The 21953-nt window shown below is 54.2% G+C and carries 23 protein-coding genes; 15 read left to right on the forward strand and 8 right to left on the reverse strand.

Annotated features, from left to right (window positions below; genetic code table 11):
• Positions 1-104: 104 nt before the first annotated feature.
• From Q675_RS31495 to Q675_RS31510, 4 genes are all read left to right on the forward strand, one after another.
• Positions 105-1133, forward strand: coding sequence for an O-antigen ligase family protein (locus Q675_RS31495; protein ID WP_227499575.1), 1029 nt, complete (start codon positions 105-107; stop codon positions 1131-1133).
• 45 nt (positions 1134-1178) lie between these two features.
• Positions 1179-2630 carry an MBL fold metallo-hydrolase RNA specificity domain-containing protein gene (locus Q675_RS31500; protein ID WP_023011558.1) on the forward strand — a complete coding sequence of 484 codons (1452 nt, stop codon included), beginning with the start codon at positions 1179-1181 and terminating at the stop codon, positions 2628-2630.
• A 44-nt stretch (positions 2631-2674) separates the two neighbouring features.
• A complete protein-coding gene (gene tviB, locus Q675_RS31505; RefSeq protein ID WP_023011559.1) occupies positions 2675-3937 on the forward strand; it encodes a Vi polysaccharide biosynthesis UDP-N-acetylglucosamine C-6 dehydrogenase TviB in 1263 nt (420 codons plus the stop codon).
• A gap of 161 nt (positions 3938-4098) precedes the next feature.
• Positions 4099-4467: a histone-like nucleoid-structuring protein, MvaT/MvaU family gene (locus Q675_RS31510; RefSeq protein WP_014422046.1), complete on the forward strand. Its 369-nt coding sequence runs from the start codon at positions 4099-4101 to the stop codon at positions 4465-4467.
• A gap of 37 nt (positions 4468-4504) precedes the next feature.
• On the opposite strand, the gene Q675_RS31515 is transcribed toward Q675_RS31510, so the two are convergent.
• Positions 4505-5455, reverse strand: a complete 951-nt coding sequence (locus tag Q675_RS31515) for a GGDEF domain-containing protein (protein ID WP_023011560.1) — start codon at positions 5453-5455, stop codon at positions 4505-4507.
• A 2-nt stretch (positions 5456-5457) separates the two neighbouring features.
• Positions 5458-6486, reverse strand: coding sequence for a response regulator (locus Q675_RS31520; protein ID WP_023011561.1), 1029 nt, complete (start codon positions 6484-6486; stop codon positions 5458-5460).
• A 352-nt stretch (positions 6487-6838) separates the two neighbouring features.
• Between Q675_RS31520 and Q675_RS31525 the strand changes: the two genes are divergently transcribed.
• The 4 genes from Q675_RS31525 to sbcB are packed head-to-tail and all read left to right on the forward strand — an operon-like array spanning position 6839 to position 9712.
• The gene (locus Q675_RS31525; protein WP_031211516.1) at positions 6839-7717 is read left to right on the forward strand and encodes a DUF6160 family protein; all 879 of its coding nucleotides are present in this window, start codon (positions 6839-6841) and stop codon (positions 7715-7717) included.
• 42 nt (positions 7718-7759) lie between these two features.
• Positions 7760-7990 carry a DUF4160 domain-containing protein gene (locus Q675_RS38650; protein WP_011786050.1) on the forward strand — a complete coding sequence of 77 codons (231 nt, stop codon included), beginning with the start codon at positions 7760-7762 and terminating at the stop codon, positions 7988-7990.
• Positions 7971-8213 carry a DUF2442 domain-containing protein gene (locus Q675_RS31535; RefSeq protein ID WP_011786049.1) on the forward strand — a complete coding sequence of 81 codons (243 nt, stop codon included), beginning with the start codon at positions 7971-7973 and terminating at the stop codon, positions 8211-8213. Before Q675_RS38650 ends, Q675_RS31535 begins: the two co-directional genes overlap by 20 nt.
• A 50-nt stretch (positions 8214-8263) precedes the next feature.
• The gene (gene sbcB, locus Q675_RS31540; RefSeq protein WP_023011563.1) at positions 8264-9712 is read left to right on the forward strand and encodes an exodeoxyribonuclease I; all 1449 of its coding nucleotides are present in this window, start codon (positions 8264-8266) and stop codon (positions 9710-9712) included.
• A 58-nt stretch (positions 9713-9770) separates the two neighbouring features.
• Here the strand turns inward: sbcB and Q675_RS31545 are convergent, their stop codons facing one another.
• The 4 genes from Q675_RS31545 to Q675_RS31560 form a co-directional block, all read right to left on the reverse strand.
• Positions 9771-11774, reverse strand: a complete 2004-nt coding sequence (locus tag Q675_RS31545) for a hypothetical protein (protein WP_023011564.1) — start codon at positions 11772-11774, stop codon at positions 9771-9773.
• Positions 11775-11911: 137 nt separating this feature from the next.
• Positions 11912-13573, reverse strand: a complete 1662-nt coding sequence (locus Q675_RS31550) for a hypothetical protein (RefSeq protein WP_023011565.1) — start codon at positions 13571-13573, stop codon at positions 11912-11914.
• 174 nt (positions 13574-13747) lie between these two features.
• Entirely contained in the window at positions 13748-13966 is a 219-nt protein-coding gene (locus Q675_RS31555) for a hypothetical protein (RefSeq protein WP_023011566.1), read from the reverse strand.
• Positions 13963-14196 (reverse strand): DUF2281 domain-containing protein, encoded by a 234-nt coding sequence (locus Q675_RS31560; RefSeq protein WP_023011567.1) that lies wholly within the window; start codon positions 14194-14196, stop codon positions 13963-13965. The genes Q675_RS31555 and Q675_RS31560 overlap by 4 nt, the downstream gene beginning before the upstream one ends.
• Before the next feature lie 113 nt (positions 14197-14309).
• Here Q675_RS31560 and Q675_RS31565 point away from each other — a divergent pair, with 113 nt between their 5' ends.
• The 3 genes from Q675_RS31565 to Q675_RS31575 all read left to right on the forward strand — a co-directional run bounded on the left by Q675_RS31565 (position 14310) and on the right by Q675_RS31575 (position 16413).
• Positions 14310-15710 (forward strand): plasmid pRiA4b ORF-3 family protein, encoded by a 1401-nt coding sequence (locus Q675_RS31565; RefSeq protein WP_023011568.1) that lies wholly within the window; start codon positions 14310-14312, stop codon positions 15708-15710.
• An 89-nt stretch (positions 15711-15799) separates the two neighbouring features.
• Positions 15800-16066, forward strand: coding sequence for a type II toxin-antitoxin system HicA family toxin (locus tag Q675_RS31570; RefSeq protein WP_023011569.1), 267 nt, complete (start codon positions 15800-15802; stop codon positions 16064-16066).
• Positions 16063-16413 (forward strand): type II toxin-antitoxin system HicB family antitoxin, encoded by a 351-nt coding sequence (locus Q675_RS31575; protein WP_023011570.1) that lies wholly within the window; start codon positions 16063-16065, stop codon positions 16411-16413. Before Q675_RS31570 ends, Q675_RS31575 begins: the two co-directional genes overlap by 4 nt.
• A 116-nt stretch (positions 16414-16529) precedes the next feature.
• Here Q675_RS31575 and Q675_RS31580 read toward each other — a convergent pair whose 3' ends face one another.
• Both Q675_RS31580 and Q675_RS31585 read right to left on the reverse strand, forming a co-directional pair.
• Positions 16530-16841, reverse strand: a complete 312-nt coding sequence (locus Q675_RS31580; protein ID WP_319802626.1) for a type II toxin-antitoxin system ParD family antitoxin — start codon at positions 16839-16841, stop codon at positions 16530-16532.
• 191 nt (positions 16842-17032) lie between these two features.
• Positions 17033-18166, reverse strand: a complete 1134-nt coding sequence (locus Q675_RS31585) for a flagellin (RefSeq protein WP_023011572.1) — start codon at positions 18164-18166, stop codon at positions 17033-17035.
• A gap of 381 nt (positions 18167-18547) precedes the next feature.
• Between Q675_RS31585 and Q675_RS31590 the strand changes: the two genes are divergently transcribed.
• The 4 genes from Q675_RS31590 (at position 18548) to fliS (ending at position 21935) form a co-directional block, all read left to right on the forward strand.
• Positions 18548-19375 (forward strand): flagellin domain-containing protein, encoded by an 828-nt coding sequence (locus Q675_RS31590; protein ID WP_023011573.1) that lies wholly within the window; start codon positions 18548-18550, stop codon positions 19373-19375.
• A gap of 80 nt (positions 19376-19455) precedes the next feature.
• Positions 19456-19905 carry a flagellar protein FlaG gene (locus Q675_RS31595; RefSeq protein WP_023011574.1) on the forward strand — a complete coding sequence of 150 codons (450 nt, stop codon included), beginning with the start codon at positions 19456-19458 and terminating at the stop codon, positions 19903-19905.
• A gap of 196 nt (positions 19906-20101) precedes the next feature.
• Positions 20102-21505 carry a flagellar filament capping protein FliD gene (gene fliD, locus Q675_RS31600; protein ID WP_023011575.1) on the forward strand — a complete coding sequence of 468 codons (1404 nt, stop codon included), beginning with the start codon at positions 20102-20104 and terminating at the stop codon, positions 21503-21505.
• A 25-nt stretch (positions 21506-21530) separates the two neighbouring features.
• Complete coding sequence (gene fliS, locus Q675_RS31605) at positions 21531-21935, forward strand: flagellar export chaperone FliS (protein ID WP_023011576.1); 405 nt, start codon at positions 21531-21533, stop codon at positions 21933-21935.
• The last annotated feature ends 18 nt before the right edge of the window (positions 21936-21953 follow it).

Here is a 21953-nt window from a genome sequence, read left to right on the forward strand (position 1 = left end):
ATGAGAAATCCGGGCTAGCCAGTTTGCCGTTACTGGTCTGGAAGCCGGCATGGCCCTCCATTGGCCGGGATGATCTGGTTGTGATGGGGGCTTTGGCTCTGTTCATGTTTGTCTGGATTGCTGAGATAGTTCTGACTGGCCAGCGTTCCCGTGAGCTTGATAAGCCGAGCCGATTTCTTGCGGCCATTCTGGCGTTTGTTTGGTTACTGAAGTTTCCACCCAAGGCGGCTTTTGTCTGGTCTGGCACGGCTCTTGGCGCGCTGGGTGCTGCGGGGTTGGCGGTGTGGGAGCGGTTCTTTGTTGGCGTTGAGCGTGCCAGCGGTTATACCCATCCCATTCAGTTCGGCAACATTGCCTTGTTGCTGGGTCTGTTATCTTTGTCCGGTTTAGGGTGGGCATTGGGGTGTCAGCGTCGTGTTTTGTGGGGCGGGTTACTCGTTGCTGGCTTTCTGGCTGGCTTTGTTGCTTCTGTGTTGTCTGGCAGCCGTGGTGGTTGGATTGGTTTGCCCTTTGTGTTGTTGGCACTGTACCGCTGTTACAAACCCTGGTTGAAGCCTGCTTATCTTGGAGCAGCGGTTGTTGCAGGGCTGGTGTTGGTTCTGGCTGTCTACTTTATCCCTCAGACGGGTGTTCAGGTGCGGGTGGTGGCAGCCGTTGAGGATATCCAAAAACATATGGCCGGGGATTCTGGCACTTCTGTTGGTGCGCGTTTTGAGATGTGGAAAGGTGCGATTTTGATGGTGCGTGAAAGGCCTTTGACGGGCTGGGGCTCAGAAGGTTACCGGGCCCGGATGGGGCAGTTAGCGGAGGACGGTAGAGTTGATCCAGTGGTGATCCAGTTTGACCATGCCCATAATGAGTTTTTGGATGTGTTCGCTAAACGTGGAGTTTTTGGACTGTTAGCTCTGTTGGCGTTGTACTTTGGGATGCTCAGGATGTTTCTGACCAGGGCTAACGGGGACGACCCGGTTAAACGGGCTATTGCGGCCAGTGGGGCTGTGCTATGTGTGGCCTATATTGATTTCAGTTTGACACAGTCTTTTTTAAGCCATAACAGCGGAGTCATGTTTTTTGCTTTTTATCTGGTTGCCTTCTGGAGCATGTTCCGAGGGTGCCTCAAGGTAAGCGGGTAAGTGTGGGTGACCAGATAGGCTGCCCTTGTTAACAAGGACGTTACGATGATGGATATTTTGCACCATGGGGCAGTATGTGGTGTAACTGGCTCTTGCCATGAGCTTCGGGTTCAGGGTTCTGGCATCCTGATCGACTGCGGCTTGTTCCAGGGCCAGGGCGCCACTAGTGGCACTTCGGCACAGCAACTGGCCATTGATTTCCCTATAGACCACATTCGTGCACTGGTTGTTACCCATGTGCATATTGACCACGTTGGGCGCATTCCCTATTTGCTGGCGGCGGGGTTTGAGGGGCCGATTATTTGTTCTGAGCCTTCGGCGATTATGCTGCCGGAGATTCTGGAAGATGCGCTGAAGATTGGCTTTACCCGGGATAAGCGGCTTATTGAGCGGTTTCTGGGTGTTATTCGCGAGCGCCTTGTGTCGGTGCCTTATGGGCAGTGGCATGAGGTGTTTGATGAGGGTGAGTGTTCGCTTTCGGTGCGCCTGCAGCAGGCAGGGCACATTCTGGGCTCCGCTTATGTGGAATGCGAGGCCAGGGCGGGCGGTTGCGAAGAGCGGGTGGTGTTCAGCGGCGACCTGGGCGCACCCCACTCACCACTGTTGCCAGAGCCGGTTTCCCCGGAGCGCGCAGACCGGTTGGTGATTGAGAGCACCTACGGTGATAAAGACCACGAAGACCGGGAAACCCGGCGGTATCGGTTGAAGCGGGTGCTGGAGCATGCGCTGGCGGATGGGGGTACGGTGCTGGTGCCGGCGTTCAGTATTGGGCGGACGCAGGAGCTGCTTTACGAGATAGAGGGGCTGATTGCAGAGTTTGGGGATGAGCCTGTTGCTGAGCTTGGTGCCGGAGGGGGCAGTCCACGTAGGGGTAGACCCCAGTCAGGCTCCAGTGAAGGGCCCACATGGAACCAACTAGAGATAGTTGTAGACTCCCCCCTGGCCGCCGAGTTCACCAGAATCTACCGGGACCTCAAACCCTTCTGGGACGCCGAGGCCCGCGCGCTGGTGAAAGCCGGCCGCCACCCGCTGTCTTTCGAACAGCTCACCGTAATCAACTCCCATGAAGACCACCTGAATGCCGTAGAATATCTGGCCAAATCCCACCGCCCCTGCGTGGTGCTGGCCGGCTCCGGCATGTGCGCCGGGGGCAGGGTGGTGAGTTATCTGAAAGCCATGCTGGATGATGCCCGGAATGACGTGCTGTTCGTGGGCTATCAGGCTGCCGGAACCCCGGGCCGGGATATTCTCACCTACGGCCCCCGCGGCGGCTGGGTAGAGCTGGACGGTGAACGCTACGATATCCGCGCGAAGGTTCACCAGGTTGGCGGCTATTCCGCCCACGCGGGGCAGAGTGATTTGTTACGGTTTGTCGAAGGTATTCCTGAAGCACCCAAAGAGATTCGTGTGGTGCACGGCGATGACAATGCCAAGCAGGCACTGCAAGCAAAGCTGAAGCAAATGGTACCCGGCACCGAAGTCCTGGTACCCGATTAAATTTCAATTCGGGGTCTGACCCCCAAAGGCAGTTTGGAGATTGGATGAAGAAGATTGCTGTTGTTGGCCTTGGCTATGTGGGGCTGCCGCTGGCGGTGGCGTTTGGTGAGAAGCGTGAGGTTGTGGGGTTCGATATCAATGCTGGCCGTATTGCCGAGCTGAAGGATGGCGTGGATTTCACCCGCGAGGTTTCCCGGGAGGAGCTGGGGGCGGCGAGTAAGTTGTCGTTCACCGACTCTCTGGACGGCATTGCCGATTGCCAGGTTTACATCGTGACGGTGCCCACTCCGATTGATGAGTTCAAGACCCCGGACCTGACACCGCTGGTGAAGGCCAGCGAGAGTGTGGGCAAGGTGCTGAAGCGCGGCGATATTGTGATTTACGAATCCACCGTGTATCCGGGTGCGACCGAAGAGGTGTGTGTGCCGGTGCTGGAGAAGGTGTCTGGCCTGGCGTTCAACAAGGATTTCTTCGCCGGTTACAGTCCGGAGCGTATCAACCCGGGCGATAAACAACACCGCGTTACCACCATTATGAAGGTGACCTCCGGCTCCACGCCCGAGATTGCCGATGAGGTGAATAATCTTTACGCAGACATCATTACTGCCGGAACCCACAAGGCTAGTTCAATCAAGGTGGCAGAGGCAGCCAAGGTAATTGAAAACACTCAGCGGGATTTGAATATCGCGCTGATGAATGAGCTGTCGATGATTTTTGCCCGCATTGGGATTGATACCCATGAAGTGTTGGCTGCTGCTGGTACTAAATGGAACTTCCTGCCGTTCAAACCTGGACTGGTGGGCGGGCATTGTATTGGTGTAGACCCGTATTATCTCACCCATAAGGCCCAGGCCATTGGTTATCACCCTGAGATTATTCTTGCCGGCCGCCGTGTGAACGACAATATGGGCCCCTATGCCGCCGCTGAACTGGTCAAGGCGATGATCAAGAAAGGGCATACCATTGCCAATTCTCGGGTATTGGTTATGGGGCTTACCTTTAAGGAAAATTGCCCGGATTTGCGTAATACCCGCGTTATTGATGTGGTTAATGAATTAAAGGATTTCGGTTGCCAGGTGGATGTCACCGATTGCTGGGCAAATAATGAAGAAGCCGAACATGAGTATGGTATTTCTCTGGTTCCGGAACCGAAAGCCGGTGAATATGATGCGGTATTTCTTGCGGTACCGCACCGCGAATATGCCGCTCTTTCAGCGGAGCAATTGCGTGCTTATACTAATAGCAACGGCGTTTTATTTGATTTGAAGGGTGTGTTGCCGCTAGGGCAGGCTGATTTACGCCTTTGATCTTTAGGGGAAATACAAAGCCGGCCATTGTGCCGGCTTTTTTGTTAAGTGGATTTAAGTAATTTATTTTGCCTCGTTTCGGTTTTTCTATTATTATTTGTTTCGACTTTCGGTCATATTCAATCAGTATTTAAAACCCCACGATAAAAGGTTTTATTTCCATGGCAAAGATTAATGATTATTACCAGAAGAAGCAGCTGATGGAAAAGCTGGCCGCCGAGCTGGAGAAGCTCGAAAAGGACCAGGCACTGAAAAGCGAACTGGAATTCGAAAACAAAGTTCGTGATTTGATGAAAGAGTATGACAAATCACCGAAGGACGTTCTGCAGATTCTGTCTGCTATTGATCCTTCTATCGCTGGCGCCAAGGCCGAGACTGCAACCGGTACCCGTGCCAAGCGTCCGCTGAAAACCTATAAAAACCCGCACACCGGTGAAGTGGTAAAAACCCGCGGTGGTAATCACAAGACTCTGAATGAGTGGCGTGAAAAGCACGGTAAAGAAGCGGTACAGAGCTGGCAGCAGGATTAACTGCTTATTCCCCTCTCTCAATAGAGGGAGGGGGATATTAACTGATTACGACTTTGTTCCGCCCGCTTTCCTTGGCTTTATATAAAGCCTCATCTGCCTTTTGCATCCACTGCATATAGTTCTCTGGCGTTTCAGTTAATTGCGCGATTCCCATGCTTACTGTGTAGCGAATATCGCCTGCCGTTGTGCTAACCGTGCTGTTCTCAATCGCCTCACGAATGCGCTCGCAAATGACCCGGGCACTCTCGGCATCGGTTTCTGGCAAAATAATGCCGAACTCTTCACCGCCATAGCGGCCGGCGCTGTCCGATTGCCGGATGTTATTGCGAGTGACTTCGGCGGTATGGCGAATCACCTCGTCTCCGGCCAGGTGGCCGTAGGTGTCATTCACCGGTTTGAAGTGGTCGATATCGAACATCACCAGGCTTGTGGCCTGGCCATAGCGCCGGAAACGTTCATATTCCGCATCCACCAGGTTTTCCCAGGTGCCCCGGTTCAGCAGCCCCGTCAGGCGATCCGTCATGCTGAGTTTGGCGAGCTGTTCGTTCGCACGTTCCAGGGCCCGTTTGCTGCTGGCAAATTCGGTTACGTCGTAAATCAGCAGGCACACCTTCTCCACCTCTCCGTTCGGAGCGGTGATCGGGCTGATGGTCAGGTTCTGGAACATGTATTCTTCCGTGCCTGTGATAGGGCGTGTATTCCGGAACTTGAACAGGTAAGGGCGCTGTTCCCAGGACGTAAAGGCCCGGGTGTTCAGCATGGCGACGGCGTCTACCTTTCGGGTAAGCCAGGCTTCCGGGATGTCCGGAAAGGCTTCGAACAAAACCTTGTCCTGAATCTCGCTGGCGGTAATGCCACTGTGGTGTTCCATGAAGCCGTTCCATGCCTGGACGTGGAAATCCAGGTCCAGCACGACCAGCCCCACCTCGACGGATTCGAGCATGTCCATCAGCCAATGGAATTCGTTGGCGTCCTGATTAAAGGCCATAGTCAATCCACCAGATACGCGAGGCGTTTTTCAAGGAATGGGATGGAGTCCTCGGTTAGCAGGATCAGCATGTTACAGCGGATATCCCGGTTTTCCAGAGCATAGCTGATCTCAATACACAGCAGCTGTTCTTCCCGCTTGCTGTGATGATCCAACAGTTCGTTAACCGGGCGGTGCTGGCCGAGAACGGTCGGATGACCCAGGCCCAGCTTCAGGTCGAGCTGATCGCCAATACCGTTGATAAACGCGCCAAACAAGATACTCGACATATCCATGAGCACTTCCACGTTCACGGACTCGCCTTCCAGCACGTCATAGTGAAGTAGTTCGGCCATTTCCCGGAAACTGGCGTCTTCAAACAGCAGGAGGGCCTCGCCTGCGATACCGGCGCCGGTAAAGCCCTGGCAAACGGCTGAATAGTTTTCTGCTCGCTGCGCAGCCGATATTGCCATGTGCAGCTCGGAGTTGGCGATAAACGCAACTTTGGGGATAGGTTGTTTAACAAATACCTTCAGCAGCCGGGCCAGCAGATCTGAGGACCGGCCCATGGCCACGTTGGAGATCTCCTGCAGGTAGTCGCTCAGGCTTACTGAGATTTCCGGGGCTGCTGCCTCTCGACTGTGCAGGCTGGCGTCGTTCAGGGCAGTGTCTTCAAGCTCGGATGGGCGATAGAAGCCGTACTCTTCGAGCAGTCGGGAGACAACGCCGGTGTCGGTTGGCTTCTTGATGAAATCGATGGCGCCCAGTTTACGCACACGTTCCCGGGCTTCGGGTTGGATATCACCAGAGACCACGATGGTTAGAACCGGGAGATCCTCGGAACGGATGTGTTCCAGCACCTGGTAGCCGTCGAGTTCCGGCATGTTCAGGTCCAGAAACAACAGTTCGGCTTTTTGATCGCGCAGGATGGTCAGAGCCTCTTTGCCATCGCCAGCAAACAGGATGTCGTCTGCCAGGCCGGGTGGCAGAGCTTTGGCCATTTGTTTGCGTGCCAGGGCAGAGTCGTCGCAGATCAATATTCTGGTGGTCATGGAGTGCCGTTTGGGGCCTTTAACGAAAGGGCGTAAGTATACCAATCTCAAGCGTTGTGTATATGCGGGCTACATTACAAGTTCGCTAAGCTACATATTGGTTCCTAAGTTAGTTTAGTCCTGTGACGAACATCAAGCTTGAACAACAAATGACGGCCAGGTAATGAATGAATGTGATGTACCTCACTCAATGTACGAGGCTCGGTCGGATATAGTCGTGTTGCGGTCAAAAAGAAACAGTTTGTTACAAAGAATAACGGGCCGCATGCCAGCACCGAAATAATAAAACCAGCGGGCAGGCATGGAGTCGGGTGTCGAAACTGACTCACTAAAACAATCAGAGACACAATCTATGACAACGCAAGCGTACGGATGCGCTGCCCTTGCCATGCTCTGCCTGGGTATTTCGCCCGTTTCCCAGGCAGAACTGGAGCCCATTTCAGATAATGCGATGGGCAAGGTAACCGGGCAGGCCTTTATGCAGATTGAAAACATCCCCGGCCAGAACCATGAGTTCACGCGCATGACGCTGACCATGGATGTAGAGACCCGTGTGAATATTGACGATATTCAGGCCGGCCAGATCAATGGCGGCACGGACTTCTCTGCCACCCACCTGGCCCTTGGTCATATCGCCCGTAACGACGGCGAGGTCTTCAATGGCAAGACCTACAATGCCGGGGATGAAATTCCTTTCGAGGCGCGCATGCCCTATATCGAACTGGCGGAAGATGCCGCGGGCCTTGCCGGATTCCGCATGGGTTTCGGGCAGGCAAGGGGCTCGGTGTCGTCCAATACCACCAGCTTCAGCGGCGACATCGGCCTGAAAGTACAGGATTCAACCGGTGCCGTTTACGATACCTATCTGTTTGATGGCGATGGTGGCGCGGCCACCAACTACCGTGCCTCTCACATTGGTATTGATCCCAACTCCTGTGTTTCCGGAGCTAACTGCACGCCACTTACCCACCTGCAATCACTGACCGTAGGCGAGGATAATGGCAGTGCTGATGGCACTATCGGGTTTACAGATGCGTTTTTCATCGGCTTTCAGCGCGATGACGGTGTAGCCTGGAAAACGCTGGACGGTGCCAATACCATCAGTGTGGGTAAGGGTGTGTTTATTAACCTGCCTACCAACATGACCGTGGATCTGAGCCAGCTGGTTGGCCCGGACGGCATCGACCGCCTGCGCACCCATCAGTCGGATATGGGTACCAAACTGTTCTAATTGTGGATGGCTAGCAAAGCATAGAAGGATCGAAAGGCAAGGATGCCGACACTACTGCTGCTAAATGGTTTCAAGTTCTTTTTCTACGCCAATGACCATCCGCCCGCCCATGTTCATGTGCTCCGAGGTGAACGATGGGCTAAGATTGAGTTGTCGACTTTCGCGGTAAAGTACAGCACCCTCAAGAATCAGGAATTGAGGGAGTGCCTGAAGATCGTTGAACGTCATCAATCTGATTTTCTGGAGAGGTGGAATGCCTGGTTTCAAGGGTAAATCCGTTCATATTGACGACCGTCACTTGCACGTGGAGTTGGAAGACGGCCGCGTAATCTCCACGCCTGTGCATTGGTACCCTGAGTTGGAGGCAGCCTCTATTGCGGAGGTACGTCAGTATCATTTCATCTGCGATGGTACGGGCATTGAGTGGGAGGCGTTGGACTATCACCTGAGCATCGAGGCGATGTTGACAGGTAATGCTCGGCAAAGTGCCGCGTAAGTTTGTTAAACTCCTGCGTCTGACTTTACTTCGGTTGCAGGAGTCTTCCTTTGATCCGCTCTTTCTACTGGCACGATTACGAAACCTTTGGCGTAGACCCGGTTCATGACCGGCCCTCCCAGTTTGCGGGTGTGCGCACCGATGCGGATCTGAATATCATCGAAGACCCGCTGGTCATCTATTGCAAGCCAGCCGACGATTACCTGCCATCCCCCGAAGCCTGCCTGATTACTGGTATTACTCCCCAGAAAGCGCTGGAGGACGGGTTTCCGGAAGCCGAGTTTATCGCCCAGATTAATGAGGCTTTCAGTCAGCCCGGTACCTGCGCTGTGGGCTACAACAGCCTGCGGTTTGATGATGAAGTTACCCGGCATACGCTGTATCGCAATCTCCGTGATCCCTACGCCAGGGAATGGCAGAACGGCAATTCCCGCTGGGACATTATTGATATGGTGCGGCTGACTTATGCTTTGCGGCCGGAAGGTATCAACTGGCCCCGCAAAGAAGATGGCAGCCCCAGTTTCAGGCTGGAAGAGTTGACAGTAGCCAATGGCATTGCTCATGAGGCTGCCCACGATGCCATGTCGGATGTGTTGGCCACCATTGCCGTGGCAAAGCTGATCAAGGAAAAACAGCCCAAGCTGTTCGATTTCGTTCTAAACAACAAAGACAAGCACTCCGCGCGGCAAATGCTGGACACGGCGAGCATGAAGCCGGTGTTTCATATTTCCGCCAAGTACCCGGCAAGTCGTGGGTGTTGTGCTCTGGTGGCCCCGGTGGCGGAAAGCCTGAGCAACAAGAACCAGGTGATCGTTTACGATCTTCGCGAAGACCCGGAAGCGCTGATTAGCGCCTCGGTAGAAGAGATTCGTGAGCGGGTCTTTACATCTCAGGCGGAACTGGGGGAGGGCGTTAGCCGCTTTCCACTGAAAGGCGTGCAACTGAACAAATGCCCTGTGCTGGCGCCGGCGACCATGCTTTCCACGCTGTCACAGGAGCGGTTGGCCGAGCTGGAGCTGGATGGAGACGTACTGCGGGCCAACCTGGCCAAGCTGCGAAAAGCACCAGACCTGCCCGCCCGCATTGCCCAGGCCTTCGAACAGGATTTTCAGGGCAGCGACCTGACCGATCCCGACGAGCAACTGTACGCGGGCGGATTTATCAGCAAAACCGACCGGGAGAAACTCAACTGGTTGCTGACCCAGCCCGTGGATACCCTGGCCGAGCAGGAAGTGAGGTTTGAAGACGCGCGCCTGCCGGAGATGCTGTTCCGTTACCGTGCCCGCAACTATCCGGATACCCTGATTGGCGAGGAAATGGAGCGCTGGGAGCAGTTTCGTACCGAACGGTTGATGCAGCCGAAAAAGGGATGGCGGTCGCTGGAAGCTTTTGGCCGTGAACTTCAGAGATTGGCCTCGGATCCTGAGCTGACGCCCAAAAAGCAGCAGGTTCTGGAAGATTTACATCTTTACGGTGAATCTTTGATTCCATATATGTAGCGATCGAAGACCCCGGGCATCCTCGCGTGAGGATTGTCCGGGATCTGGGTAGCGCCGATTAGCGCCGACGCTGGAAATACACGCTCAGGTTCTGCCCCATCAGACTTTGAACTTCACTACCCAGGGCTTCCGCCTGGATCTGGCGCTGTACCGGGCTGGTGGCCAGGCTGTGGCCATCTTCGTCGCGGGCTTTGACCAGCTTCCACTCCACTTCATTGCTCACCAGGGCCAGCAGTTCTTTGAGCTGACTGGCATCCTGCGGCCGGAACCACCGGTCCCGGCAACCGCCCAGGCTGTAGAAGTCCTCGTCCTTCAGCAGCTCTGTCCAGAGGGTATCTTGCCGGTTGGCCAGCACCATCCTGCGAAGCTGCCGCAAGGCGGTGCGAGTGGGTTGGAGGTTGTGTTCTGCGATCAGGCGTCGAATCTGTTTGTCGCCCTGGGTTTGCTCGGCCAGCGCCGTGTGCATGTGCACAATGGCACCGGTGTTCGAGGCAGTATTGATCAGCGCGGCCAGAGAAAGCGCGGTCATGGCCGGTGAGGGCACACGGCCCACTTCCACCCAGTGGACCTGGTGACCATCGGCCACAAAACGCTGAGCGATGGACCAGGGCCAGAACACGATGTTGTCCATGTTCAGGCTCTGGGCCATGCGGGTGCCTTTGGCGATGTTCGCCAGGGATTCATCAACCGCGATCACTTCCACGTCGTCCAGATATTGAGCCAGCTCCATGGCTCGCTGGCCAGACTGAGCGCCGCACACCATAATCCGCAACGTGGCGGGGAGGTTGTCGGTGTTCAGGCCCAGCTCCTGAGCCATCACGGCTTTCAGGCTGGTCTCCGTGCGATAGGCCAGCTGGCTCCACGCCGGCCATGCCTGGGGCACATCGGTTTTCTCCAGGCAGAGTTCCTCGGCTTTTTCGTCAAAATTCTGCTTGATGGCCTCTTCTTCCGCCCGGTTGTAGTAGCTGGCTGCCATAATGGGTTGCATGGCCAGTGGCCAGTCCACCAGGTTCCATTGGCCGAGTTGAACTGCAAAGTTCTGGTGGAAAAGCGCACCATACATGGCGCTGATCATCAGAGAGCCAATCAGGGCCTCTTGAGGTTCCCCTACGGCGAATTGCGCCATGATGCTTTCATTGATGGTGGCCGCCAGGCGTTCCTCATCGTCTTCCGCCGCCAGCGCGAAGCCGGTGCGGTCGGCGTATTCCGCGATCGCCAGGCAGAGGGGCTGCAGTTCGTCCCTCAGGCTGGCCGTTTGAGCGACCTCCGCCATAATGGCGCGGCGCAGTAGCACCACCAGTTCTTCCACGGCGGCATTGGGCATCAGGGTTTTCTGGAGCGCCAGGATCAGCAATTCATCTTCTGCCGCGGCATCCAGGAAGATTTCGGCGTGAGGGTTATCCAGGTCGTATTGCTGCTGGATGATTGCGCCGACAAAGTGGCCGATTTCCTGGTGTGGCAGACCTTCCTGCCGAAGCAGGGCAATGGCGTCCAGCGCCAGATCGCTGTCGGCTTTGTGAACCTGAAGGTGCTGCGCACACGAGAGCATGCCGGAATAGACAGAGTCCCATTCCGGTCCGCTTTGGAGTAACTTTCGGTAGTGCAGGTAGGCAACATCAAACTGGCCCTGCAGCCGTTTGGCGTGGGCCACGCCGCAGAAAGCGGCGGCAGATTGCCGGTCGCATTCCAGTGCCTGCAGGAAATACTCCTCCGCCAGGGCGGGGCGCTCGCTCTTCAGTGCCCAGTAGCCCAGGTTGCAGTATTGCTGGGCCTGGGCAGGTTGCCGGTTCAGGCTGGCGTTGAACAGAGCATGGGCTTTTTCAAGCTGGCCGTCGTCCATCTCCACCCGGCCGAGTAGGCCGAGAGCTGCTGCGTTGTCTGCCTCCAGCGCCAGCGCCTGGTTCAGGTACTCCCGGCATTCATTCCGCGCCTTCAGCCGCTGAATGTAGGAAAGCCCGTTGCTGTTGGACTCGCCATACGCCAGGTTTGCCTGGAGCACCAGGCGCGCGACCTGAGCCTGAACCGAGCGGGAAAGATGCGCGTTATGATGTTGTACTTGCATGGAACACCTCGTTACCAGCCAATATCCGATGCGGCAAAGGTCTGCAGTTTTTTGACGGTTTGCCGGGGTTTGAGGGAGGTGTTGCGAAAGGTGTGCCAGTTCGGAGCAGAGATGGAAATCTGCCCCGAACATAAGGCTCAAATACGCTCAACTCTGATGGTGTAGTTGTGATGAATCGCGCGGTTTACATTGATCATGGTATCCCGGATGCCTATGGCCTCTAAATGAAGATATAGGCGGTTGGGGTGCGTATCGTTCTCCAGTTCAAACTGGTGAGAGCAGCTGTTCTCATCAGCAACGACTGCAGGTGCCGTGTTGAACGGGTTGTTGCCTTGACGGTCCTCTGGCAATGGCTCGCGGATGTCCAGATCCCATTCATAGCCGCGTATTACCACCGGCGCGATGGTGGTGCCGCATGGGTAGCCGCCGATGGTAAAGCGGTAACGCCCAGGGCCGGCGATGAGTTGGTAATAACTGTCGGTGTTGCGTGAGGTGCCCCATTCCAGGCCCACGCGTCCGTCATTGTCGCCAACTTTCAGCGGGTAAGGTTGGGTCTCGGTGCCCTGGCTGAGGCTGAAGAGGGAGATTCTTGTAGCCGTTTTCGCCACATTGCTACCCAGGCGAAGGTTGTAACGCCGGTCGCCTGCCAGCGGGCGGACCATGAATTCAATAAAGCTACTGGCGGTGCCGCTGGCGCTTCGGATAGCAGAGCCGCCCGGGATGTTGCTGAACACGGCGTTTACGCCCTGGCTGCTGCCATCAAAGTTGATCAGAACACCGTAGGAACCGGCAAAGTTAATACTAACCGGGATGTCTCTGGGCTCGGTGCCGATGGGGATGTTGTAAAGATCACCCCATTCGCACAGAAGGCCGGCGTACACGCAGATGGTGCCTGCAACGCGGTTGGAGCCAGCACTGACGGCTGGCATGGAGCGGCCAAATTCGGTCTCGAGGTTTTGTCGAGCCTGGGCGACAAGCGTCTGCTCGTTTTGCTGAGCTTCGTTAAACAGCCGAACCAGGGCATCTTTTCCGGTGCCGTCTGGCCAATCATCGCCGTAGCCGGCGTCGGTTCTGGCAAAGTCCTCCGCCAGCGCATCCAGTTCTTCCTGGGTCATGCCGATGCTTGCCATGGCGGCGGAATACAACAGCAGCATGTAGCTGTCGCGATCAGTTTCCGGATCTATGCTGTCCAGCAGGTTGAGGTTCTCCGGCAAGGTGGAGAGACCGAACCAGGTCATCAGGTAGTCGTTTAGGTATTCGTCACGGAGCTCTTCGTAGCTATATCCCTGTGGCATCCAGTATTCGTAGTAGCGGGCAGCAAGGTGGGTAAAGAGGTTTACATTTCCCACTAACTCGCTGCTGGAAACCGGCATAACGGCCCTCAAGCGAAAGGTGTCCGGCGACCAGGTTCCGGCTATTTCATTAAAGTAATGGCCAGTAACAGTAACCATGGCTAGGCCTTCCCAGCCAATCCCCTGAAAACTGATTTTTCCGTCGGGGCCTGTTTCAGTAGACCAGGTGTTACCCGAAAGAGAGCCGTTCGGGTTTAGTCCCTCAACCGTGACCGTGGTGCCGTTCTGGAACGGGCCTTTCTGGGCGTACCCTTCGCCGGGTGAGGGCTCCAGCACGGTGGTGGGCTCTGTCGGCTGATCGTCTGGTGAGGCAGGCGGTGTGGTATTGGTAGGGGGAGTGGTGCCGGCAGTGTCCTCGTTGCCAGAACCGGAACTTCCACTGTTGCAGCCAGCCAAAGCCAGTGCCACCAGAAGGGAAAACAAAATCAAAGACCGTGAACGCTTCATGGCACTTTCCTCTATGTAATCTGAACGGCCTGCCTACCTTCGGGCTTGGGCTACCCACAGCGCGTTAGAGTAGTGCCAGAGTCGAGACTGCATTGGCATTAGTAAAACTATAGGCAGGTATGTCGCATCTGCAAGCTTTTTTGACGCGGAGTCAGACCAGGCTGGTTTTTTGCCTCAGGTTTTCAGGCCAGACTCACCGAATTCCGGATGGGTGTTTTCGAGTTTCCAGTCGAGATCAGGGTTGAACTGGTGTAACTGGGAGGAGATCATGCAGACCAGCCAGTCGTCGTGACTGCTATTCAGTTTTCGTAAAAGCAGGACAGGCCGCTTTTTAGCGTTGGCCAGGTTGGTGAACGGAAATGGCATCAAAGCGATATCGCCAGCCTGCTTCACTGCCAGCGCTCCTGAATATCTTCATCTGAATAGAGTTCTGGCTCATCCTCGATGCCTCGTATGGCTTGCTCAGCACTCATGGACTTGAAGTCTTCCTCAGACCAGTCGGTTGGTTGTTGTTTGTTCTTTGCAGCGTATCGCTGTTCGAGAAAGGCCGCAAAATCGATGACTTCCTGTTGTCTCGCCGGCGGCAAACGGCTGACCATGCTGATTAGCTCGTCAAGTTGCATAGCTATTACCTCATGCGTTTTCAGGAAGGTGAAAGGTGAAGTTATCATAACTTGGTCGGGGTGATTAGGTGAGGTATGGGATTTGGGGTCTGACCCCAAAAATAGGAGTGGTTATGGGTTCGCAGGGTACGGGTGTTTATCAGGTTAAGGTCACGCTTTCTGGCATCAGGCCGCCTATCTGGCGACGCTTACTGATTTCGCCGCAGGCGACGTTTCAGGATTTGCACCGGATTATTCAGATTGCCATGGGGTGGCGGGCGTCGCATCTGCATTTGTTTCAGGCATCTGATGGTCGGTTGATTGGCGACCCGGCGGAGGATGAAGATGACATGATGGGGTTTCGGGATGAAACCCGCTTGCGGGTGGGCAGTGTTCTGACGCGGGAAGGCCTGGCCATCAAATATGAGTATGATTTTGGCGACAGTTGGGAACACCAGGTAAAGCTGGAGAAGATTCTGCCTGCAGGCGATGAAGGGCACTTGCCCCGTTGTATAAAAGCCGCACGCCAGTGCCCGCCGGAGGATGTGGGTGGGGTGCATGGCTACTATGAGTTTGTGGATGCGATGCATGACCCCGCGCACCAGGAACACGAGGGTGTGAAGGAGTGGTGGGGCGGGGAGTTTGATCCCGAGTTTGTGAACCTGGAGGAGATCAATCAGCTGCTTCCAGAGCGGGATGCCCTGTTTGCGGAGAGCGACGTTGATGCGCTGCCGCCTGCTGATTTCTGTGGCCTGAGCCCAAGCCAGATGCATGAGCTGCTGCTAAGCCCGCTGCATTGCCCGTCTGTGTTCAAGCCGCTGATCAATGCAAAAACGGTTGACCAGGAACTGGATACCGCACCTATCCTGCAAATGGCAAAGGCACTGGTTAACGAACTGGGCGAGAAGGGCATTCGCCTGACCGGCAAAGGTAACCTGCCACTCAAGCAGGTGAAGGCCATGATTGAGGCCGCCGGCGAGGAGGTTGTGGTGCCGTTTGCCGGGTACGGTTCCGTGCGTTCCGAGGAAGACATTCTTGGCGTACAGCTTACCCGTGTGCTCCTGGAGTTGGCCGGCTACACCCGAAAGGAAAAGGGCCGCCTGCTGCTGAAGAAAGACGCCGCCAAACGCCTCGAAACCAAAGGCTGGCTAAACCTGTATCAGGACATGCTGGCCATCACGTTCTCCGAATTTAACTGGGCCTGGATGGACCACTACGACGGGCTGGACGATATACAAACCGTCGGTCCTTTCTTCCTGTGGTTACTGGCAGAGAAAGGCGGCGTCTGGTTGCCGGTTGATGGCTGCATAAACGATATGCTGGCAGCCTTCCCGCAATTGCTGCTTTCGGCCCAGCCACTGCCATACGCCAGCGAAGAACAACAAGCCCGCTGGGCGCTGGATTCCAGAGTGATCCGCCTGTTCCGGCTGTTGGGGTTGATTGAGTTGAACCCGGAACGGGCCCTGTTCCGCGAGGAGGCTATGCAACGGCTGCGGAGAACGGCTTTGTTTGAGGGGCTGTTTGCTAAGGCTTAAGGTAGGGTCTGACCCCAATTTCTCACATTTGGTTGCGATCAAACTTATGCAACCATATTATAGTTGCACTGACCGATCAGGATGATCCGATGGTTAACAAGGAAAAGTTCAGGGCCAGGCTGCTCAGAAAGCCCACGCCGAAAGATATTACGTGGACGGAGTTGCGTAGTTATTTGCTCAGTCTGGGTTTTGAAGAAATGCAAGGTAGTGGTTCGCGGGTGCGATTTTACTTGCAGGCTGACGCCGGTGAGCGCGGCTTGATGATTCGGTTGCACAGGCCGCATCCGGAGAAAGTTTGCGGCCCGTTGATGATTCGGGATGTGGCGCAGACATTAAAAGCTTGGGGGCTGCTATGAATTCGAATATCTTGAAGTATAAGGGTCAGATCGGCTCAATAGAGCATGATCTGGACAGGGGGGTGCTTTACGGCAAGCTCCTGTTTATAAACGACCTCGTCACATATGAAGCTGAAAACCTGCGCACGCTTGAGCAAGAGTTCCGGGTTTCAGTGGATGAGTATCTGGCTGATTGCGCAGCGATGGCGATCGAACCGAATAAGCCGTTCAAAGGTTCGTTCAATATCCGAATTGGCAGAGAGCTACACAAGAAGCTGGCAATGAAAGCAGCCGGTGAAGGGCTTGGGTTGAATGAGGCTGTGCAGCTTGCGGTTGAGCGGTTTGTTGTAGGTGAAGAGCGTTATTGAGTGAGCCGCGAATAAGGTACATTTGAGCCAGAGAAATGTCTTGGGGTCTGACCCCAAAAGTAGGCGAAATCCATTGAGTCGTGCAGGATTCGCACGACGATGAGCTTGCGTGCTGTTTAGTCCTTTTTATTCAGTTCTGCGGCCCTGTTGATCAGGTAGTCTGTGATCGCTTCACCGGTGCCCAGTGTGACTGTGCGGCCATTATCGACGTCTGCCAGCCCTTCGGCTAAGGCTCCGCGAAGTTCGAGAAGCTTTTGCTGCAGTTGGACTTCCTTCTCTTCGACCAACCGCAGCCCTTCTCTCAGTACCTCGCTGGCATTTTGGTAGCGACCTGCCTTAACCAGGTTACTCACCAGTTGTTCCTGGTGGTCTGTTAAAACTATATTTCTAGTTGCCATTGTTCGGGGCCTCCCTGTGTCTATTGGCATATATTGCCATTTTGGTTATAGGGTTCCAAGCAGGAATATTGGATTCGACCCAAGTGCATTTGATTGGGTGAAATGTCTTGGGGTCAGGGTCAATTAGAAAGTTGGGAGTAGGTCAGTTGCAACTTTGTCGTTCAGCTAAAACCAAAACGGCCGGGTGACTAACCCGGCCGTTTTGTACCACTTGGCGATGATTATCCCTGCAGTAACTGCAGTACCTGCTGTGGTCGGGCGTTGGCCTGAGCCAGTACAGAGAGGCCGGCCTGTTGGAGCACCTGGGTGCGGGCGAGTTCGGCGGATTCCGCTGCGAAGTCCGCATCCCGAATTCGGCTGTTGGAGGCCGATAGGTTTTCGGAGGTAGTGGCCAGGTTAGCAATAGTAGATTCAAAGCGGTTTTGAATCGCACCCAACTCACTCCGGATTGAGTTAATAGTCGTTAGTGCTTCATCGACTCGAATAATGGCATCATTTGCGCCGTTTACGGAATCTATTGCGACATCCTCCAGGCTGCCGTCAACAGTTGCAGCTGTTGCACTGGCGGTTAGAGCAGTTGTACCGTTGGTGGTGAGGGCGATTGCGCTAAGATCTTGATCGGACTTTATCTCGATGCTTGCCCCATCGTCTGTTGCGACCGCAAATGCCCCGTCAATTTGGCTATTAATTGTATTGACGACATCTGAGATGCTGGCTTCTTCGCCAGTAAAGGTGACAGTTTGAGCACTACCGCCGCCAACTGTAACGGTAAAGGTGTCGTTTGCAGCCACCGCATTAGTTCCGCTAAAGTTGACGTTTAATGCCAGCGCTGTGGCGATAGAACCGATATCGCCTGCTCGCGTCCCCTCTGTCAAGTCTACGCTAATGGTATCCCCTGAATTGGCTCCAACCTGAAAGGAGGCAATGCCAAATGTGCCATCAAGAACCTTCAGCCCATTAAAGGTTGTTTGGTTCGAGATCCGGCTAATCTCAGCTATCCTTTGTTGGACTTCCGCATCCAACGCTTCACGGTCCGATTGGCTGTTTGTAGCGTTGGCCGACTGAATGGCAAGTTCTCGGATTCTCTGGAGGTTGGATACAACCTCATTTAAGGCGCCTTCCGTAGTCTGTGCCAGAGATATGCCGTCATTGGCGTTTCTTTGAGCCACATTCAAGCCGGATATCTGAGATTCGAACCTGGTTGAAATGGCAAGACCTGCTGCATCGTCTTTGGCGGAGTTGATCCTAAGACCTGAGGAAAGCCTTTCAAGAGCTGTATTGGCGGCTCCCTGGGATGCGTTAAGGTTCCTTTGGGCGTTCAATGAGGCGATATTAGTGTTGATGACCTGAGGCATATCATTTCTCCCTGCTCAGCGGTGCCGGAACCCTGGTGCCCGGTCATGAAGGGGGCCTTGGCCGGCTTAAACTCGTTAAATTGCCGTGTTGCAGGGTTACAAGCGAAGGGTGTGCCAATTCTTTATTTTATGGATAACAGATTGTTTTTATGAGCCAATTTTTTGCTTTCAAAAAGTCCGAATCGCCATTGGTCAAACTTTTGCCGCTTTGAAGAGGAATTGATTTGCCGATTTTACATTTGTTAACAAAAACGCCTGTTTTTTTTCTAAAGCAAACACGCCGGGCGCCGTTAAGTGAGTTAACAGGGCGGCGCTATCAGCTTTGAAACGGGCGCCAGACCTCTTCCATGAAATAACGACATCTGTCGAAGGAGAAGTATTATGGCTCTCGGTATTAACACGAACGTGGCTTCTTTGAATGCGCAGAACCAATTGGGGCGGTCCCAGAATTTGGGTAACGAAGCGCTACAGCGGCTATCCTCTGGTTTGCGGATCAATTCCGCGAAAGATGATGCTGCAGGTTTGGCAATCTCTACCCGGTTCGATGCTCAAGTCCGGGGCCTTACAGTAGCCCAGCGTAATGCGAACGATGGTATCTCGCTGGCGCAAACAGCAGAAGGTGCATTGAATGAAGTGACCAACAACCTTCAGCGCATCCGCGAACTTGCAGTTCAGGCCGCAAACGGTACGAATAGCGCAGATGACAAGACTGCCCTGCAGCAAGAGGTCACAGACCGTCTGGCGGAAATCGACCGGCTTGTCACTGACACAAAGTTCAATGACGTTGAGGTTTTGAATGGACCTGCTGCCGCCATTGATTTTCAAGTGGGTGCGAACAGTGGCGAGAAAATCTCGATTGATCTGAGTGGGAATAAAATGGATACCGCTACTCTGACGGTTGCTGGATTAGACGTGACAGGTGATAACGCGACTGTTGGCGCTGAGATTGACAAGGTTGATGCAGCCTTGAAGAGTGTGAACGAGTTCAGAGGTAAATTGGGTGCGGTGCAGAATCGTTTCGAGAGCACAATTGCAAATCTGGGCACGTCAATTGAGAACCTGAGCGCTGCCAATAGCCGGATCTTGGACGCTGATTTCGCAGCCGAATCGGCAAAGCTCGCCAAGTCTAACGTGCTTCAGCAGGCCGGCATCTCGGTTCTGGCCCAGGCTAACGCCCGTCCAAACCAGGTTCTGTCCCTCCTGCAGTAATCGGGACATGTTGACGGCAGCAGCCACCCTTCATTTATGAGGGGTGGCTCCAAGCCGTGATAAGGATAGCGAGGTGAGCTATGAATGACGTGAACCTGAAAAACCCGGATTTGAAGCTGGTCCGCTCCAGTGAGCAAGCCCCGGCTCGGGCGTCTGCGTCACCTCTGGCTGAAGGCAGAAATGCATCCACTCAGCTTGCCGTTTCCCCTTCTGGTCGGTCGACATCCGTCAATTCCAGTCAATCTCCTCAAGAGGCCCAGCAACAGTCAAAAGCCGAAAGACTTGAGCGGCTCAGCGAGGCTCAGCGAGGGCAGTTGGATGATGCAGTATCAAAGTTGAACGACTATGTCCAAAGCGTCCAGAGGGATCTGCAGTTTGAAGTGAATAATGAACTTGGCCAAACGATTGTTCGGGTGGTTGACCAAGAAACCCAGGAAGTTATTCGTCAGATTCCAGATGAAGTGGCGATGAGGTTGGCAGAAAATTTGCAGCAGGATGAGCCGCTGACGTTGTTCAATATCAAAGTGTAGAGTATTGCCGCTTTTGTCTTGGCTGAGCAACGGAACTCCAGCGCCGCCGCACCTCTCAACGGGTCCGGCGGCGCTGTCCTTCAGAGGAGAGTCTGTGGTTTACACACTGTAACGAGTTAAATTACCGTGATAGGCAAAGTTTTTCCGCTTTTGGCCGTTATATTGGTTAGTAAATAGCCTTTCTGGAGGCAGCGATATGGCAATTTCATCACTGGGAGCGGGTTCTGGCATCTTTAGTGCCGACCTTGTTGACCAATTGGTTAACGCAGAACGCAGGCCTGCGGAAGTGCGTCTTAACCAGCAGCAACAGACAACCGAATCAAAGATTTCTGCGTACGGCGCCTTGCGCAGTGCTCTTGAAGCGTTGCGTTCGCCAATGGAGACTTTGAGCTCTTCGGAAGGCCTTAAGGCATTTTCTGCGAATTCATCAAATGAGTCTGTATCTGGAGTCTCAATCGACCCCGCTCTCGCGGTTAGGGGCAGTTATAGCCTCAATGTGACTCAGCTTGCCCAGTCGCAGTCTCTGGCCTCGGGTGAGTTTTCTGATCGCGACTCTACGGCCATAGGCACTGGAACACTCACTTTTAATGTCGGCGGTGTGAGTACAAACATTACGATTGACGAAAGTAACAACACGCTTGACGGTGTTGCGTCAGCCATTAATGATGCTAATGCTGGCGTTTCTGCAGGTATTGTGGATACGGGAAGCGGTTATCGCCTTGTTTTGTCCTCAAACGAGTCGGGTATCTCGAATGCCATCCAGGTGTCAGTTTCCGGCGACGGTGATGGTTCAGATACCGACACAGGGGGGCTCTCACGTTTTGCCTTTGATGGCACTACCTCCAATCTTACTGAAACCGTCCAAGCAAAAGATGCCCAGTTGGAAGTAAACGGCATTGCCATCACCCGCTCAAGCAACATAGTGGAGGGGGTAGTTGATGGTGTTACTTTCGATCTTAAGTCTACGGGTATCTCATCAGTGAGTGTCGCTCGAGATTCAGATGCAGTTGCCGGTCGTGTTCAGGAGTTCGTGGATAAATTCAATGCCTTGCAGGATGTGATAAAAAAATACTCCGGCTTTGACTCGGCATCAGGTCGAGGTGGGGTCCTCTCAGGTGACTCAACAATACGCAGTATTCAAAGTGATTTGCGTGGACTATTGACCACGATCCCAGAGGGTCTGGAGGGCTCCCCAGTCCGCATGCTTGGTGATATTGGGATCGCTACCGATCCGAGTACCGGTAAATTGGAATTTGACCAGGCCAAGTTCAAACAGCAGCTCGACGACAATCCGGGGGCGGTTAGCGCTTTATTTGCGGAGCGGGACGGGGTTGATGGAATTGCTGGGCGAACGCTTGATCGACTGGAGGGTTTTCTCTCCAGTAATGGATCCCTGTCGAACCGAACTGACGGTTTGAATAAAACGCTAAGTAATATTCAGGATCAGCGCGATCAACTGGAGTTAAGAATTGCCTCCTATGAGGAACGGCTTATCAATCAGTTTTCTGCTGCAGACTCCCTTATTGCGCAGATTCAAAGTACCGGTAATTTTGTGAGCCAACAGTTGGCTGCAATAGCGCCGCGATCTAATCAGGACTAGTTCTCTTCCGAAATACAGGTGATATATGAATGGTTTGCAGGCATATCAGCGCGTAAACACTCAAACCAGCATCATCGATGCGGATCCTCATAGGCTTATCCAGCTGCTTTACAACGGTGCAATTGAGCGGATCAACATGGCCAAGTCCCGGATCCAGGCGAAGGATTATTCTGGCAAGGCCCAGTTGATCAATAAGGCCATTGAAATCATTGGCGGGCTTCGTTCCTTCTTGGATTTCGAGAAGGGCGGCGATCTGGCGCCACGGCTTGAAGCTTTGTATGACTACATGGAACGTACCTTGCTGGAAGGCAGTGCCCGCAACGACATCGCCAAGCTGGACGAAGTCATCGGCCTGTTGCGCTCTGTCAAAGAAGGCTGGGACGGCATCCGCGAAGAAGTGGTAACCCAGCACTCCCAGGCCGCTGGCTAAACCAGTACTTTTGCCGTC

The sequence above is a fragment of the Marinobacter sp. EN3 genome (assembly GCF_000475315.1).
Taxonomy (GTDB): Bacteria; Pseudomonadota; Gammaproteobacteria; order Pseudomonadales; family Oleiphilaceae; genus Marinobacter; species Marinobacter nauticus.